General features: G+C 42.9%; 8 protein-coding genes and 2 tRNA genes. 4 read left to right on the top strand and 6 right to left on the bottom strand.

The window, feature by feature from the left end; genetic code table 11:
* Positions 1-4: 4 nt before the first annotated feature.
* Positions 5-3067, bottom strand: a complete 3063-nt coding sequence (locus ACOOE0_RS12420) for a SusC/RagA family TonB-linked outer membrane protein (protein WP_420399224.1) — start codon at positions 3065-3067, stop codon at positions 5-7.
* 340 nt (positions 3068-3407) lie between these two features.
* Between ACOOE0_RS12420 and ACOOE0_RS12415 the strand changes: the two genes are divergently transcribed.
* Complete coding sequence (locus ACOOE0_RS12415; RefSeq protein WP_420399223.1) at positions 3408-5180, top strand: arylsulfatase; 1773 nt, start codon at positions 3408-3410, stop codon at positions 5178-5180.
* Between the two features lie 61 nt (positions 5181-5241).
* Here ACOOE0_RS12415 and ACOOE0_RS12410 read toward each other — a convergent pair.
* The 3 genes from ACOOE0_RS12410 to ACOOE0_RS12400 form a co-directional block, all read right to left on the bottom strand.
* Positions 5242-5319 (bottom strand) — tRNA-Pro (locus tag ACOOE0_RS12410).
* Between the two features lie 138 nt (positions 5320-5457).
* Positions 5458-5541, bottom strand: a tRNA-Ser gene (locus ACOOE0_RS12405).
* 114 nt (positions 5542-5655) lie between these two features.
* Positions 5656-7692: an HD family phosphohydrolase gene (locus ACOOE0_RS12400; protein WP_420399222.1), complete on the bottom strand. Its 2037-nt coding sequence runs from the start codon at positions 7690-7692 to the stop codon at positions 5656-5658.
* Positions 7693-7804: 112 nt separating this feature from the next.
* On the opposite strand from ACOOE0_RS12400, the gene ACOOE0_RS12395 reads away from it, so the two are divergent.
* Entirely contained in the window at positions 7805-8980 is a 1176-nt protein-coding gene (locus ACOOE0_RS12395; RefSeq protein ID WP_420399221.1) for an acetyl-CoA C-acyltransferase, read from the top strand.
* Between the two features lie 21 nt (positions 8981-9001).
* Positions 9002-9751: an NlpC/P60 family protein gene (locus ACOOE0_RS12390; RefSeq protein WP_420399220.1), complete on the top strand. Its 750-nt coding sequence runs from the start codon at positions 9002-9004 to the stop codon at positions 9749-9751.
* 50 nt (positions 9752-9801) lie between these two features.
* On the opposite strand, the gene ACOOE0_RS12385 is transcribed toward ACOOE0_RS12390, so the two are convergent.
* Positions 9802-11064 carry a tetratricopeptide repeat protein gene (locus ACOOE0_RS12385; RefSeq protein ID WP_420399219.1) on the bottom strand — a complete coding sequence of 421 codons (1263 nt, stop codon included), beginning with the start codon at positions 11062-11064 and terminating at the stop codon, positions 9802-9804.
* Between the two features lie 26 nt (positions 11065-11090).
* Positions 11091-13622 (bottom strand): DNA gyrase subunit A, encoded by a 2532-nt coding sequence (gene gyrA / locus ACOOE0_RS12380; protein WP_420399218.1) that lies wholly within the window; start codon positions 13620-13622, stop codon positions 11091-11093.
* 261 nt (positions 13623-13883) lie between these two features.
* Here gyrA and ACOOE0_RS12375 point away from each other — a divergent pair, with 261 nt between their 5' ends.
* Entirely contained in the window at positions 13884-16439 is a 2556-nt protein-coding gene (locus tag ACOOE0_RS12375) for an ATP-dependent Clp protease ATP-binding subunit (protein WP_420399217.1), read from the top strand.
* The last annotated feature ends 88 nt before the right edge of the window (positions 16440-16527 follow it).

The following is a 16527-nucleotide window of genomic DNA, read 5'->3' as shown; positions in this document are numbered from 1 at the left end:
AGGATTATAATGATACGTTAAGGCCAAACAGAATTGTTTTGGTCATGTAAGCACTGCTATAGGAATTCTGGAATCCTGTTTCTGGATCAGGCCCTTCGTAATCCGTGAAGATGAAAGGGTTTTGAACATCCAAGGAAAGGCTTAGACTGTTTAGGTTCAATTTATCCAGCGTTTCTTTTTGAAAAGTGTAAGTAAGGCCTATGTTGCCAATCTTTACAAAGTCAAATTCCTCGTAATAATATTCACCAGGATGTGCATACGCCAGTGCTGGTCTGCTCGCATTTGGATTGTTTGGAGTCCAGTAATCCAAATCCAACTTGTTAAATTTTGCGGCATCATTCTGGTATGGGGCAAAGTTTTGGTAAAACTCGGAGTGGCCCAAGGTTCCTTGTCTGGTGTTCATCTGAACCCTAAAATCAAGGTTCTTGTAGGAGAAGGTATTGGTCATACCTCCAATCCAATCGGGTGAATTGGAACCAATAACCACCTTATCGTCATTGTTAATTACCCCATCATTGTTCTGGTCTACAAACTTGTATTGACCTGGTCTAGCTCCAAAAGTTTCAGCTTGGGTAGCCTCATTAAGTTGCCAAATGCCTTCATTTTCATAAGAAAAAATAGCATCCACAGCTTCACCAACCTGCAACACCCCGTGTCGTCCCAAGGGTACCATGTCCAAATCACCATCAATACGTAAAATTTCGTTATTGTTTTTGGCGAAATTCAGTTCGGTACGCCATCTAAAGTTATCTGTTGATATGTTCAGGGTATTCAAAACGATTTCAATACCTCGGTTTCTTACCGACCCAAAGTTTCCAACGGCATTGTCAAAGCCTGAGATATCCAACAATTCCCGGTTGAAAATACTTCCGTCCGTCTCCTTATTGTAATAGTCTATGGAAAGTCCAATTCTGTTGGAAAGAATGCCTAGATCAATACCTATGTTGGTCTCATCTGATACTTCCCAAGTCAAATCCTGATTGGACAAACCCCTAACCCGTTGGCTGTTTGCAAGTCCGTCCCCAAATAGGTATGTAGAACCATTCAAGAAGGAGAGGGAACCATAAGGACTTACGGATTCAATGTTACCGGTTCGACCGTAGCTCAATCTCAATTTAAGATTGCTCAACCAATCGGCGTTCTTGGCAAAATTCTCTTCGCTCACCCTCCAGGCAAAGGCTGCAGATGGGAAGAAATCCCATTTATTGCCCTCTGCCAATCTTGAAGCTCCATCGTAACGACCTGTTACGGTAAACAAGTATTTGTCGTGGATGGAATAGTTAAGTCTTCCTGCGAAAGAAGCCAGGTTTTCCTTCACAAAGAAACTGTTGTTGTCCCTGATGTCCAATCCAGCTCCTGTATTGAAAAAGGAAAAGTCATCCGTACTAAAGTTTCTTGTTTGAATATTGCTCCCTTCTGTTTCCCTTTGATACAGTGAGGTAATCAAAGTGGCTTTTAACTCATGACCTTGCAAAGGTTCAAAGTTCATGTCCACAATATTGTCCCATGTATAGGATACATCTGTGAAAGTGTTGTAATAGGAACGTATCCTTCCTGGGTCGTTCCTAGCGGATTTGGTAAGCAAGCCCCTGTACTCCCCAAATCTACTAGAGCTTAAGTTGGGAGAGAACTGGGTTTTTAGGTTCATCCATGGAAGTGGCTTGTACTCCAAAAAGACATTGGCTATAATATCGAATCTTTTGGTATTTACCGTCCATGCCCCTTCGCGTTCGTATAGGGGATTGATAAAACGTTGATCTTGTTCATCAGGAATAAGATCGATCAAGCCATCTTCGTCATAAGGGTTTACGGTAGGTGCCAGACGAAAGGAACTTCTAAAGAGTTCGCGACTACCTTCTTCCCTTTCGGAAAAAGCAAGATAGGTTTTAATCCCCAGGCTAAATTTGTCATTTACCTTCTTGGTCAAGGCACCAGTCAAATTATATCTTTCAAACTCCTCAATCCCTACAACACCTTCATCTTTAAGGTAACCAACGGATGCGTTGTACACCAAACCGTTTTCACCTCCGCTTACGCCAAAAGTGTGGCTGGTCTGGATTCCTGTTTCTTGAAAAAGGTCAATCCAGTCCGTATAGGCACCTTGTGCAACATTATTGCGTTCTTCATCGTCCACAAATTCAGTGGTCAAATCCGGAACAATTGCATTGTAATCATCAACAGTGGGGTTTCCAGGAAACAATTGCCCAAAATCCCTTGCTCGCACCACATCCTCCACAAAAGCTACATATTCGTCACCGTTGTAGAAATCAGGGGCATTTACAGGAGACCTTATACCAAAAGTGGCATCATAAGTAAATCTTGGAGCTCCTTCCAAACCGTTTTTGGTAGTGATAATTACTACCCCGTTGGCACCCCTAGCACCGTAAATTGCCGTTGAGGAGGCATCCTTCAACACATCAATTTGTTGAATATCTGCTGGGTTGAGCGCATTGATATTATCAAAGAAAATACCGTCCACAACATATAAAGGTTGAGACAAATCCCTTCCCGGGTCATCGTTAATACCGTCATTACCCGCATTGTTATTGGTCAAGGCCGTACTACCCCTTACCAATATGGACAAGGGTGCACCTGGTTTTGAGTTCAAGGTTCGCACGTCAACCCCGGCCAATCGACCTTGAATGGCTTGGGCCACATCTGTTTTGCGTTGTTCCACCACATCTTGGCTTCCCAAGGAAACAACAGAACCCGTTAAATCCTTCTTTGTGGTTGTACCATAACCAATAACCACAACCTCATCCAATCCGGTGGTTGATGCCACCAGTTGAATGGAATAATTGGGAGATCCGTCCAACTGAATCTCTTTGGAATCAAATCCGATATAAGAGACCACCAGTACAGCATCGCCGTCCTGAACTGATATGGTAAAGTTCCCGTCAAAATCTGTGACCACTCCATTACTTGTTCCCTTTTCCAAAATGTTCGCACCTGGCAAGGGCACGTTTTGGTCGTCATAAACCACCCCGGAAACGGCCTGTTGCGCCCACGAAATGGTTGCAGTTCCCATAAATAGGAAGAGCAGTAATACGTTTAGTTTTTTCATCATAATATTGCTTAGTTAATACAGTTGATCAAACTTAGAAGCGAAAACGATTTCGGATTATGGATATATTGACCAAAAACATGGACTAATTTTTCAATGTTGGATTTGCTTAGGTGAAGGAAGCCTCGCGTCCAGCTGTAAACCTTATATCCAATAAGTCATAGTTCCCATCTTGGAATTCCGGCTTTACCCATAACCTTTGATCATGAAAATCCAAATCGAAATAGATATTAATGAACCACAAAAGGATAGTGGATCAGCAATCAGACAAACCAAACAAAATTGCATGCAAAAGTTATTTTGGCGCAATACCAAATGAAATTATGTTGCTACCTTGTAACCGATGAATCTTGCAAAACCCTTATCCTTTTTGATTGTGGCGCTCTGCTTGGGCTGCGCGAAAGAAAACAAAGTCAAAAATGAAGTTGAAAAACCCAACATAGTTGTCATTTTAACCGATGATCAAGGTTGGGGGGATTTGAGCATTCATGGCAACACCAATCTTTCCACTCCCCATATAGATTCCCTAGCAATTGAAGGGGCGGTTTTTGATAATTTTTATGTGCAACCTGTCTGTTCCCCAACTCGCGCAGAGCTTTTAACAGGCATGTACTTTCCAAGATTGGGAGTGTACTCTACTTCTGCCGGGGGCGAACGAATGGACACATCTTTCCCCACTTTTGCAGACTTTTTCCGAAAATCTGGATATGCTACTGCCGCCTATGGTAAATGGCATAATGGAATGCAGCCACCTTACCATCCCAATAGCAGGGGCTTTGAGGACTTTTATGGTTTTTGTTCCGGTCATTGGGGAAATTATTTTAGCCCCATGTTGGAACATAATGGGGAGATTGTAAAAGGTGAGGGTTTCCTTGTGGACGATTTTGTGAACCATGGGATAGACTTTATTTCTAAGCATCAAGAACAACCTTTTCTGCTGTATCTCCCGCTGAACACTCCCCATAGTCCAATGCAGGTTCCAGATGTCTTTTGGAACAAATTTGCCAATCGGGAATTGCAAAAGAGATACCAAAATGAAAGCGAGGAAGATCTACAGTTTACCAAAGCCGCTTTGGCCATGGTGGAGAACATTGATTGGAACGTAGGTAGACTTACCTCTTATCTAAAACAAAAAGAATTGGATAAAAACACCATTGTTGTCTTTATGTCTGATAATGGACCCAACGGATGGCGGTGGAATGGTGGGCTGAGAGGCAAAAAGGGTTCCACCGATGAAGGCGGTGTGAAATCCCCTTTCTTTATCAAATGGCCCGCTGCCATAGAATCTGGACAGCATATTGAACAACTAATGGGGTCGGTGGATTTGCTGCCTACCTTGCTTGGGTTGGCCTCCCTTGAATCTCCCATAGACCGAGGCTTTGATGGTCAGGATTTCAGCGGTCTTATTAGAGGACAACGACAGCAGGTAAAGGATAGGGCAATCTTTAACCATTGGAACAATAAAACTAGTGTGCGCACCCAAAGCTATCGCTTGGATTCTGAGAATAGGTTGTACAACATCGTCTCTGATCCAGGGCAGACCACGGATATATCCCTTTCTCAATCCAAACTAAGAGACTCCTTGATAATCTTAAAAAGCAAGTGGATTGAAGAGGTGGCAAGGACGAAAAGGGATAATCAACCCTTTACCTTAGGGCATCCAGGTTTTAAACTGACCCAACTACCCGCAAGGGATGGGGAAGCCCATGGAAACATCCAACGAAGCAATAGATGGCCCAACGATTCCTTCTTTACGAATTGGAAAAGTATTCAGGATTCCATAACCTGGGATATTGAGGTATTAGAGAAAGGCACTTTTGAGGCTATCCTGTATTACACCTGTGAGGAACAAAACATTGGAGCGGAATTGGAATTGGGATTTAAAGACGCTGCTATCAAAAAAAGCGTGGATAAACCAAATTCACCACCTCTGATTGGAGCAGAAAACGACCGTTACCCCAGGATGGAATCGTATGTTAAGGACTTCATCCCCATTTCGCTAGGTGAAATTCATCTGGAACAAGGAAAAGGCACTCTTGTATTAAAGGCCACCGAAATTCCAGGCGAGGAGGTCATAGATTTCAGGTTGCTCCAATTTGTACGACTTGATGAGTAAGAGTGCTGTTTTGAAGTATTTCCAAAAACAACAAAACCCCTAGAAAAACTAGAGGTTTTAGTGGTCGGGGTGGCAGGATTCGAACCTGCGACCTCCTGCTCCCAAAGCAGGCGCGATAACCGGGCTACGCTACACCCCGAAAAATGACACAAATGTCAAAGTCCTAAATTTCAATTTCCAGAATCCAAACAGCCTTTAAAATAGACCGGGGACCAGGCGGAGTTTATACCGTGCTTGACACGGTAATACACCCCGAGGTGTTTATGTAAAAGAAAAGCGGAGAGACCGGGACTCGAACCCGGGCAGCACTTACGCGCTGACAGATTAGCAATCTGCTCCGTTACCACTCCGGCACCTCTCCTAACATTTTATTATGAACATGCACTCTGAAAATGCGGATGCAAATGTACCCTTTCATCCGTAAGATCGCAACTATTTTTTTATTTTTTTAAAGCCAACTTATTAGATTACTATTTTACTCAGGATACTCCACCCGCAGATGATAAATATTGGTCAATTTTTGCTTCAACACTTTCTTCACCATCTCAATCTCCTTAAGGGTGATGTTTGCATTCAAAAACTGGTTGGCTTGCATTTGTCCCCGTACTATTTTCTCCACAAAATCATCAATCATCATAAAAGTGGGGTTCTTTAGACTTTTGGAAGCGGCTTCCACAGCATCCGACATCATCAAAATAGCAGTTTCCTTGGAGAAGGGAATAGGTCCCGGATACCTAAAATTGGCTTCATCCACCTCTTCTTCCAATTCTTGTTGTTTTTTGAAGAAATAGAACACCAATGTGGTTCCATGATGGGTTCTTAGAAAGTCTATCACCCGATCTGGCAATTTATTTTTTCTAGCGATCTCAATGCCTTTGATTACATGGTCAATGATAATTTTTGCGCTCTCTTTTGGTGGTAAATCATCATGTGGGTTAACATTGGTAATCTGATTTTCGGTAAAATAGGTCGGGTTTTCCATTTTGCCAATATCATGGTACAAGGCTCCTACCCTAACCAACATGGCATTGGCCCCAATCTCGTTTGCAGCTGCTTCGGCCAAATTCGCAACCTGTAGCGAATGATGGAAAGTTCCTGGCGCTTTATTTGAAAGTTCCTTAAGTAATTTGGAGTTTGTATCGGAAAGTTCCAAGAGTGAGACATCCGAGATCAATCCAAAAATCTTCTCGTAGATATAAATCAGGGGTTGCGCAAAAAGTGTCAACAATCCGTTCAAGATAAATATCCCAAACAATGTCCATTCGATATTCTCTAAATTACCCTCGTGAATGGTATGGAATGCAAAATACCCAATGATGTAAATCAAGGTTATCTGTCCTACGGAAATAAAAAGATTGGCTCTCTTATAAAGCTCCGATGCGGTAAGAATGGTGACAATACCCGCAATGGTCTGTAAAAAAATGTACTCAAAGCTGTTGGGTACCACAAAACCCAAAATTAGAACCGTAAGTACATGGACAAACAACCCCAATCGTGCATCAAAAAAGTTCTTAAGTACCAAGGGAAGAATACAAAGCGGTACCACGAACACATAGCTTTCATTGTTTTTGACCATCAAGGTTGTAGCCAGCACCATCAACAAGATGTTCACGAAAATGAAGGTAACCTTATTGTTATTCTTAAAAATCTCGACCCTATACCTTTTCAGGAACAGGAAAAGCATTATGAGTACTAGGGCCACCAAAATAGTATACCCCAAGAGAATGAAATAAAAATTGGTACCCCTCCAAAGTTCCGACTCATATTCCGCTTTCAAAGAATCCAGAATTTTGAAGTTTTCAGCCTCAACCACCTCGCCTTTGGCAATGATCAATCTTCCTTCCGAAACCTCCCCTCTGGTAAACGAAATTTTGGAAAGTTCATCCTCCAATGCCCTATCAGTAAGAGCTTCGTCATACGCAACATTGGCTTCCAATGCGTTGTTTATGACCTCCATCAGATTATCGTCTCCTGCCAACTGCAATTGGGAAAGTAGCCTCGATGTCAAATTTCTGGCCTTGGCATTATCCAGATAGTTGTTGCTCATTACTGTACGAGCCTCATTGTTTTTAACCACGCGAACGGTACTGGACACAGGTAATTCTTGGAAAATGCCTAGGTCATAAACGCTGTCAATAACTTGGGAAGCCCAATTCTGGAGTGCGTTTTGCTGTCTAACTGACAAGGTACTTCCATTAAAGGATTCTTGTAGTTGCTGCGCTACTTTTTCCTTGATTCCCTCTGGAATAACAGCATCATAGGTATAATAATCCGTTTTATGGTCTCGAAGGGATTGCTGCTCTTGCGCAATTTCTTCGGTAGTTTTTTTTATTGAAAAATCAATGGGGGCATAGAGGTTTTCGTACTGCCAAGGTTTTCCCTTTTGAAATTCATACTTGAACTTACCTCCCTTAGGAAAGAAAAATACGATCAAGGCCACGGAGACCAGATAAAGAAAGTACTTGTAAGCAAGTGATTGATGCTTGTAAACGTTGTCCAAAGTTTTTCCCATTCTCCTTGCTCTTGCCTCAAAAATAGAAAATAATAATAAGAAGTTGGATCATGCTCTGCGCATGGACCTTTGCATTTAATTTTAGTATTTTCGCATCAATAAAAATACGTTTATGAATAAAGTTGTCATTGTTGCCGCTGCCCGAACACCCATTGGAAGTTTTATGGGAGCACTTTCCACTATTCCAGCCCCTAAATTAGGTGCGGTTGCCATTAAAGGAGCTCTAGATAAAATAGGTCTGAAACCCGAAATGGTCGAGGAAGTTTTGATGGGAAATGTAGTGCAGGCGGGAACGGGACAAGCACCTGCCCGACAAGCCGCTATATACGCTGGCATTCCGGATTCCGTACCCTGTACCACCGTAAATAAAGTATGTGCTTCAGGTATGAAGGCCATTATGCAGGGCGCCCAGTCCATTGCATTGGGTGAAAACTCGATTGTAGTGGCAGGTGGCATGGAAAATATGAGTTTGATTCCACACTACGCCTATATGCGCACAGGCCAAAAATTTGGGCCTGCAAGTTTTGTTGATGGGATGCAAAAGGATGGATTGGTTGATGCGTATGATCAGAATGCCATGGGAGTCTGTGCTGACGCCTGCGCAGTGGAACATGAATTTAGTCGTGAGGACCAGGATGCTTTTGCGATTCAATCTTATGAACGCTCCGCTGCTGCCTGGAAGGCGGGTAAATTTGCTGATGAAGTAGTACCCGTTGAAGTGCCACAACGAAGGGGTGAACCCATTGTGGTGCAAGAGGATGAGGAATACAAGAACGTAAAAATGGAAAAGATTCCTGCCCTTAGACCTGCATTTACCAAGGAAGGTACGGTAACCGCTGCCAATGCATCCACCATAAACGATGGGGCAGCCGCTGTGGTTCTTATGAGTGCTGAGAAGGCTGCAGAATTAAATTTGACGCCTCTTGCTACAATCAAGGCCTATGCTGATGCGGCACAGGAACCCGAATGGTTCACAACTGCTCCCGCAAAGGCGTTGCCCAAAGCTCTTGCCCGTGCTGGTGTAGGCATCGAGGATATTGACTTTTTTGAGGTAAATGAGGCCTTCTCTGTGGTAGGCCTGGCCAATATGAAACTCTTGGGCCTTGACGATTCCAAAGTAAATGTCAATGGGGGTGCGGTTTCGCTTGGTCATCCCTTGGGTTGTTCCGGTGCAAGAATCACCATTACCTTGCTGAACGTCCTGAAACAAAACAATGCCAAGCTTGGAGCAGCGGGTATTTGCAATGGTGGTGGTGGCGCCTCTGCCATTATATTGGAAAGAGCATAACATCCTCAAGAAGGCCTGCACATGCAATATGGAATCTGCCACCTCAGTATTGTTCCCATTAGGGTGAACCCTGAACATAGCACTGAAATGGTGTCCCAACTACTTTATGGGGAGCATTTCAAGGTTGTGGAAAGCAGGAAAAGGTGGAGTAAAATCCGTGTAGCTTACGATAAGTACGAAGGTTGGATTCCCAATAACCAATTCACCTTAATTTCTGAAGAAGATTATAAGGGGTTGGACAATAGTACCCCAAATTTAGCAGCGGATATTGTCTCCCATATATGTACCTCAGAGGGAATGCTGCTGCCCATTGTTATGGGTTCGGTAATTTCCGTTGCAAGTATATTGGGACACACTTTTGAGGGCCATGCCATCGAAAGTCAACAAGCAAAATCTAATCTGGTGGAAACTGGGCTCCTGTATTTGAACACCCCCTATTTATGGGGAGGCAAAACACCCTTTGGAATTGACTGTTCCGGTTTTACCCAAATGGTCTACAAAATCAACGGATATAGTTTAAAACGGGACGCTGAGCAGCAATCCCAACAAGGAGAGGCTCTCAGCTTTATTGAAGAAAGTGAGCCTGGGGATTTGGCCTTTTTTGACAATAATGAAGGTGTTATAGATCATGTGGGGATCATACTCAAGGACAACTACATCATTCACACGCATGGGCATGTGCGGATAGATCGTTTGGATCATACGGGTATTTTTAACACTGATGAAAAAAACTATACCCATAAACTCAGGGTCATAAAGAAGATCATATAAAAAAAGCCCCGACTAGGTCGGGGCTTTTTTTATGGAAGAACTTAATAAAACTACTCTCCCAATAGCTTTTTAACGCGCATAAAGTTTTCGGTGTCACCCAATGCTCCGTAGATGTTTTTCAACTGAGTCAATACACTTTGGTTATCTGGATTGGTCTTTAGGGCATCTTCCAAAATCTGGGCACCTTCCAAGAACAAATCATCCTTTTGCTTCTTAAGCTCATCGTATCTGGCGATGTCGGCTCTTGAGTTTCCTAAGGCATTCATTTCATCGATTAGACCATTACCTTCATTTACATAGGTAGTAGAAAGGTTCAACAGGGCATTGATATATCCTGGATCAACGGCCAAAGCTTTTTGATAGGCAGCTCTTGCGTCTTCCAGATTTCCTTGCTCCATGTTGATAACTCCAATATTATAAAGCAAATCGGCATTGTCAGGGGCCATTGCCGAAGCTTCAGCCATCAATTCCTTAAACTTGTCCTTGTTGCCCATAGCGTAGTATAGATTGGCTTCACCAAGTACGAGGTTCACGTCATTGGCATCAACAGCCCTAGCATCTGAATAAGCGGCCAAAGCTTTGTCATTATCACCCAACTGCTGATAGATAAGTGCAACGTTCTTTACAATTTCCGCCTTTTTGGATTCAGTTCTTTCTTCCTTTGGATCCTTGTGGGTCCCTGCTTTAACGTATAGGTTACGGGTAGTTTCATCCATAGTTTCCACTTCACCTGTCTGTACATTGACAGCGGTGTAGTTAACTCCACTTCCATCATACCCAATTTCCTTTAGTTCATTATAGTAGCTAAGTGCTTTTTCGTAATGCTGTCCGTTCACGGCACTACTCGCCGCATAGTACAGGTAAAGTGTATCGGTAGGGCTCAACTTGTAGCTCATGTACAATTTCTCGGCAGCAGCTTCAAAATTTTTGTTTCCATTATCCTCAACTGCGGCATTTACCAAATCGGCAGTGATTTGGGCCAAGTTCTGTGTAGCAACGGTAGTATATTTTTCCTTACCGCTGGCTTCTTCAACAGAAATTACCTTGTTGAAAGCATCAATTGCAGTTTGGAATGCACTGGCATCGCCTTTGTTGGCCAAATCCAAATATACATTCCCCTTAACTGCATAATATTGGGCCTGCAATCTAGCATCGGCTCCATCAATAGAAGACGAAGCAGTTTCCAAAGCGGCTTTAGCAGCTGGTGTATCTCCGCCTTTTAATGCTTTTTCAGCTGCTTTGATTTCGTTTTTCTGGGAAAAACCTATCGCTGAAACCGCAAGGGCCATTACTATTAAAATTCTAGTTTTCATTTTAATTTAATATTAGTGTTTACTGATTATTCTTTTTGATCCTCCGTATTATTATCAATTGCTGTGCCATCTTCTCCATTTACCTCAATATCAAGGATATCCGTTTCATCCATGGCATCTTCATCCTTCATTACTTTGGCCACAGCGGCAATGGAATCGTTTCCTTTCAGGTTAATGAGTCGGACTCCTTGTGTGGCCCTTCCCATAACCCTTAAATCCTCTACACTCATTCGGATGGCAATACCGGATTTGTTGATAATCATTAAATCATCGGTATCCGACACATTTTTTATGGCAACCAAACCTCCGGTTTTGTCGGTTATGGAAATCGTTTTGACTCCCTTACCTCCTCTATTGGTGGTTCTATAGTCATCTATAGTTGAACGTTTTCCGTATCCATTTTCAGAAACTACCAGAATGTCATCCTCAAAATTGTGCACCGATACCATTCCAATAACCTCATCATCTTCATTAGCCAATCTAATACCTCTCACTCCCGAAGCATTACGCCCCATAGGTCTGGTCTTGCTTTCTTCAAAACGGATGGCCTTACCGGATTTCAATCCAAGGAATATTTGGCTTGTTCCCGTAGTCAGTTTAGCTTCCAGTAGTTCATCCTCATCCCTAATGGTTATAGCATTGATACCATTTTGACGGGGCCTTGAATACTGCTCCAAGGAAGTTTTTTTAACCGTCCCCTTCTTGGTGGCCATAATCACATAATGCGAATTTACATAATCTTCATCCTTTAGATCTTGGGTACAGATAAAGGCCTTCACCTTGTCTTCGGATTCGATATTGATCAAATTCTGAATGGCCCTACCCTTGGATGTCCTACTTCCTTCCGGAATTTCGTAGACCCGCATCCAGAAACATTTTCCTTTTTGCGTAAAGAACAACATATATTGGTGGTTGGTACCCACAAAAAGGTGCTCCAAAAAGTCTTCATTTCGGGTGGAAGATGCTTTTTGTCCCACTCCCCCTCTATTTTGGGTCTTGTACTCCGTTAGCGGAGTCCTTTTGATATATCCCGCGTGGGAAATGGTAATGACCACTTGCTCATCCGGAATCATATCCTCAATGCTTAGGTCACCTCCTGCAAAATTGATTTCGGACCTTCTCTCATCGCCATACTTCTCCTTCACTTCCAGAAGTTCATCTTTGATGATCTGCATTCTTCGCTCTTTCTTGTCCAGAATGTCCTTCAAATCCTCAATGGTCTTCAACAATTCGTCGTATTCTTCACGAAGTTTATCCTGTTCCAGCCCTGTAAGTTGACGCAAACGCATCTCAACAATGGCCTTCGCTTGAACTTCGGTAAGCTTGAAGCGCTCCATCAAACTGCTACGAGCTTCATCCACATTGGATGACCCACGAATAATGGCAATCACCTCATCGATATTGTCAGATGCAATGATCAATCCTTCCAAAATATGGGCCCTATCCTCGGCTTTCTTCAGCTCAAACTTGGTCCTACGGACAACAACTTCATGCCTATGGTCTACAAAATGACCAATGATTTCCTTTAAGTTCAACAATTTTGGCCGTCCTTTGACCAAGGCAATGTTGTTCACACTAAAAGAGGACTGAAGCGCTGTATACTTGTACAGCATATTAAGCACGATATTGGGAATTGCGTCGCGCTTTAAAATGTATACGATACGCATCCCTTTTCTATCGGACTCGTCCCTGATGGCAGAAATCCCTTCAATTTTCTTGTCGTTGACAAGGTCCGCAGTCTTCTTGATCATATCAGCCTTATTGACCTGATATGGAATTTCGGTTACAATAATGCATTCCCGACCTTGAACTTCTTCAAAACTGGCCTTGGCTCGCATTACCACACGTCCGCGTCCTGTGTGGAAGGCTTCTTTTACACCATCATAACCATATATGATTCCTCCTGTTGGAAAATCCGGAGCTTTTATGTGTGTAATCAGTTCATCAATCTCAATATCCTTGTTGTCTATATAGGCAACTGTGCCATCTACCACTTCCGATAGGTTATGTGGTGGCATATTGGTAGCCATACCCACGGCTATACCAGAAGCTCCATTGACCAATAGGTTTGGGATTCGGGCTGGTAATACGGTAGGTTCCTTTAAGGAATCGTCAAAATTTAGTTGGTGGTCAACCGTATCCTTGTCAATATCTGCCAACATATCGTCGGCAATCTTACGCATTCGGGCCTCGGTATAACGCATGGCCGCTGGGCTATCCCCATCTACGGAACCAAAGTTACCCTGCCCATCGATCAACATATATCTCAAACTCCATTCTTGGGCCATCCGCACCATGGTATCGTAAACCGATGTATCTCCATGGGGGTGATATTTACCCAGAACCTCACCCACAATACGGGCCGATTTCTTATGCGCACTTGTAGATCTAACCCCTAGCTCGTGCATTCCAAAAAGTACTCTTCTATGAACAGGCTTAAGTCCGTCCCTGACATCTGGCAGGGCACGTGACACAATGACCGACATTGAGTAATCAATGTAGGCAGATTTCATCTCATCCTCAATGTTGATAGGAATTAACTTTTCTCCTTCCGCCATGCTAAAATCTTGTTGTTTTTTGTGGTTAAAATATCATGCCAATATACGCAAAATCGCACCTTTCAAAACACTTGCGGCTTACTTTATTAAAAAAATTATCAACAGCATATTTATAGACCCCGACAAGATGATAAACCTATGTTAAAGCGTTAAAAAAATGCACTTTATTTCGACTTTTACTACTAGTTTATCGAATATGGGTACGGTATTTGACTACTGTAATGATACTTTTATTAATTTTAATTGCTGAAAAGGAAGTGTATGGATGATAATTTTTCCCCAAGAGTAAAAGACGTTATAGCATATAGCAAAGAGGAAGCCCTTAGATTGGGGCATGATTTTATAGGTACAGAACATTTGATGCTAGGTCTTTTGCGCGATGGAAATGGCAAAGCCATTAACATTTTGGACGCCTTGGATGTTGACTTGGACCACTTGAGAAGAAAAGTGGAGATTCTAAGTCCGGCGAATCCCAATACCGGAACAACCCAAAAGGACAAGAAGAACCTACATTTGACAAGACAGGCAGAAAGAGCGCTTAAGACGACTTTTTTGGAAGCCAAGCTCTTCCAGAGTTCTTCCATCAACACAGCCCACTTGTTGCTGTGTATCCTTCGCAACGAAAATGACCCAACCACCAAATTGCTTCACAAGCTTAAAGTGGATTACGATAATGTCAAGGAACAGTTCAAGTCCATGATCACTAGTGATGATGACTACATGGACACTCCCCAGGCCGAATCCTTTCCAAGCGATCCTGAGGAAACTGGGGATTCCAAGGAAAGTAGCTTTGGTTCCAGTTCTTCCCAAAAGGGGAGCAAGAAATCCAAAACTCCAGTGTTGGATAATTTTGGACGTGACCTTACCCGACTTGCGGAAGAGAATAAACTGGATCCTGTTGTGGGAAGGGAAAAGGAAATTGAACGCGTATCCCAAATATTAAGTCGTAGAAAGAAGAACAATCCGTTGTTGATTGGTGAGCCCGGTGTGGGTAAAAGTGCCATTGCCGAAGGTTTGGCTTTGCGCATTATCAATAAAAAGGTTTCCAGGATACTTTATAACAAAAGGGTGGTTACCCTGGATTTGGCATCCTTGGTGGCTGGCACAAAATACCGCGGACAGTTCGAGGAGCGCATGAAGGCGGTGATGAACGAGCTTGAGAAGAACGACGACATCATCCTGTTTATTGATGAGATTCATACCATCGTAGGTGCTGGTGGTGCCACGGGAAGTTTGGATGCTTCCAACATGTTTAAACCAGCATTGGCTAGGGGCGAAATTCAATGTATTGGAGCGACCACTTTGGACGAATACCGACAGTATATAGAAAAAGATGGAGCCTTGGAACGACGTTTTCAAAAGGTGATGGTAGAACCCACTTCGGTAGAGGAAACCATAGAAATCCTGATGAACATCAAGAGCAAGTACGAGGACCATCACAACGTCAATTATACGGATGATGCCATTGTGGCCTGTGTAAAATTGACCAATAGATATATGACAGACCGCTTTTTACCGGACAAGGCCATTGATGCCCTGGACGAAGCAGGTTCGCGTGTGCATATTGTGAACATGGATGTTCCCAAACAAATTTTGGAGCTGGAAAACCAGCTTGAAGATGTCAGGGAGTTGAAGAACAGCGTGGTCAAAAAACAGAAGTACGAGGAAGCCGCCAAACTTCGTGATGATGAAAAGCGCTTGGAAAAAGAACTGGCTTCTGCCCAAGAGCGCTGGGAAGAAGAAAGCAAATTGCACAGAGAGACGGTTTCTGAGGACAACGTAGCAGATGTGGTTTCCATGATGAGCGGAATCCCTGTCAATAGAATTGCACAGACCGAAAGCAATAAGTTGGCAGAATTACCAGACTTGATCAAAGGTTTTGTTATTGGTCAGGATGAAGCAGTTGCCAAAGTGGCCAAGGCCATTCAACGTAACCGAGCTGGTCTTAAGGACCCCAATAAACCTATTGGTTCATTTATCTTTTTAGGTCAAACCGGGGTTGGTAAGACACAGTTGGCCAAAATTTTGGCCAAGGAACTTTTTGACTCTGAAGATGCCCTCATCCGAATTGATATGAGCGAGTACATGGAAAAATTCGCCATTTCAAGATTGGTGGGAGCACCTCCCGGATATGTAGGTTATGAAGAAGGTGGTCAGTTGACCGAAAAGGTTAGAAGAAAGCCCTACTCCGTTATCTTGTTGGACGAGGTGGAAAAAGCACACCCGGATGTCTTCAACATGTTGCTTCAGGTGCTTGATGACGGCTACTTGACAGATAGCCTTGGACGAAAAATTGACTTTAGGAATACCATCATAATCATGACATCCAATATTGGTGCACGCCAATTGAAGGACTTTGGACAGGGTGTAGGATTTGGTACCGCAGCCAAAAAGGCACAGGCAGATAGTCATCAAAAAAGTGTTATCGAAAATGCGCTCAAAAAGGCTTTTGCACCTGAATTTTTGAACAGAATTGACGACGTGATTGTGTTTAATCCGTTGGAAAGAGAGGATATCCACAAGATTATTGATATTGAATTGGATAAGCTTTTCAACCGAATCAAGGACATAGGGTATGATTTGAAGCTTTCCAAGAAAGCCAAGGACTACATTGCCGAAAAAGGTTTTGATAAGCAATATGGCGCACGTCCATTGAAGCGGGCCATTCAAAAGTATATTGAAGATGCCTTGGCAGAGGAAATTGTGAACTCCAAACTAGAGGAGGGAGACAGCATTTTCATGGATTTGGATGAGAAAAAAGAGGAACTCACCATCAAAATAAAGAAACAGGAAAAATCTCCTGAGGCAGAACAATAAATAGAACAAACCAAAAGAGAAAGAGCTCCGTTGTACGGGGCTCTTTTCATTTCAAATTTACCGTACACACGATATTTACGCTTTTAAT

Origin of the sequence: Flagellimonas sp. (assembly GCF_965215805.1) — a bacterium.
GTDB lineage: Bacteria > Bacteroidota > Bacteroidia > Flavobacteriales > Flavobacteriaceae > Flagellimonas.
Note: the sequence above shows the minus strand (reverse complement) of the source record. Positions and strands in the feature narration are given on the sequence as shown.

Coding starts and splice junctions, on each gene's coding strand:
- ACOOE0_RS12420 (WP_420399224.1), bottom strand. CDS start 3,067: ATGATGAAAAAACTAAACGTATTACTGCTCTTCCTATTTATGGGAACT.
- ACOOE0_RS12395 (WP_420399221.1), top strand. CDS start 7,805: ATGAATAAAGTTGTCATTGTTGCCGCTGCCCGAACACCCATTGGAAGT.
- ACOOE0_RS12400 (WP_420399222.1), bottom strand. CDS start 7,692: ATGGGAAAAACTTTGGACAACGTTTACAAGCATCAATCACTTGCTTAC.
- ACOOE0_RS12375 (WP_420399217.1), top strand. CDS start 13,884: ATGGATGATAATTTTTCCCCAAGAGTAAAAGACGTTATAGCATATAGC.
- ACOOE0_RS12385 (WP_420399219.1), bottom strand. CDS start 11,064: ATGAAAACTAGAATTTTAATAGTAATGGCCCTTGCGGTTTCAGCGATA.
- gyrA (WP_420399218.1), bottom strand. CDS start 13,622: ATGGCGGAAGGAGAAAAGTTAATTCCTATCAACATTGAGGATGAGATG.
- ACOOE0_RS12390 (WP_420399220.1), top strand. CDS start 9,002: ATGCAATATGGAATCTGCCACCTCAGTATTGTTCCCATTAGGGTGAAC.
- ACOOE0_RS12415 (WP_420399223.1), top strand. CDS start 3,408: ATGAATCTTGCAAAACCCTTATCCTTTTTGATTGTGGCGCTCTGCTTG.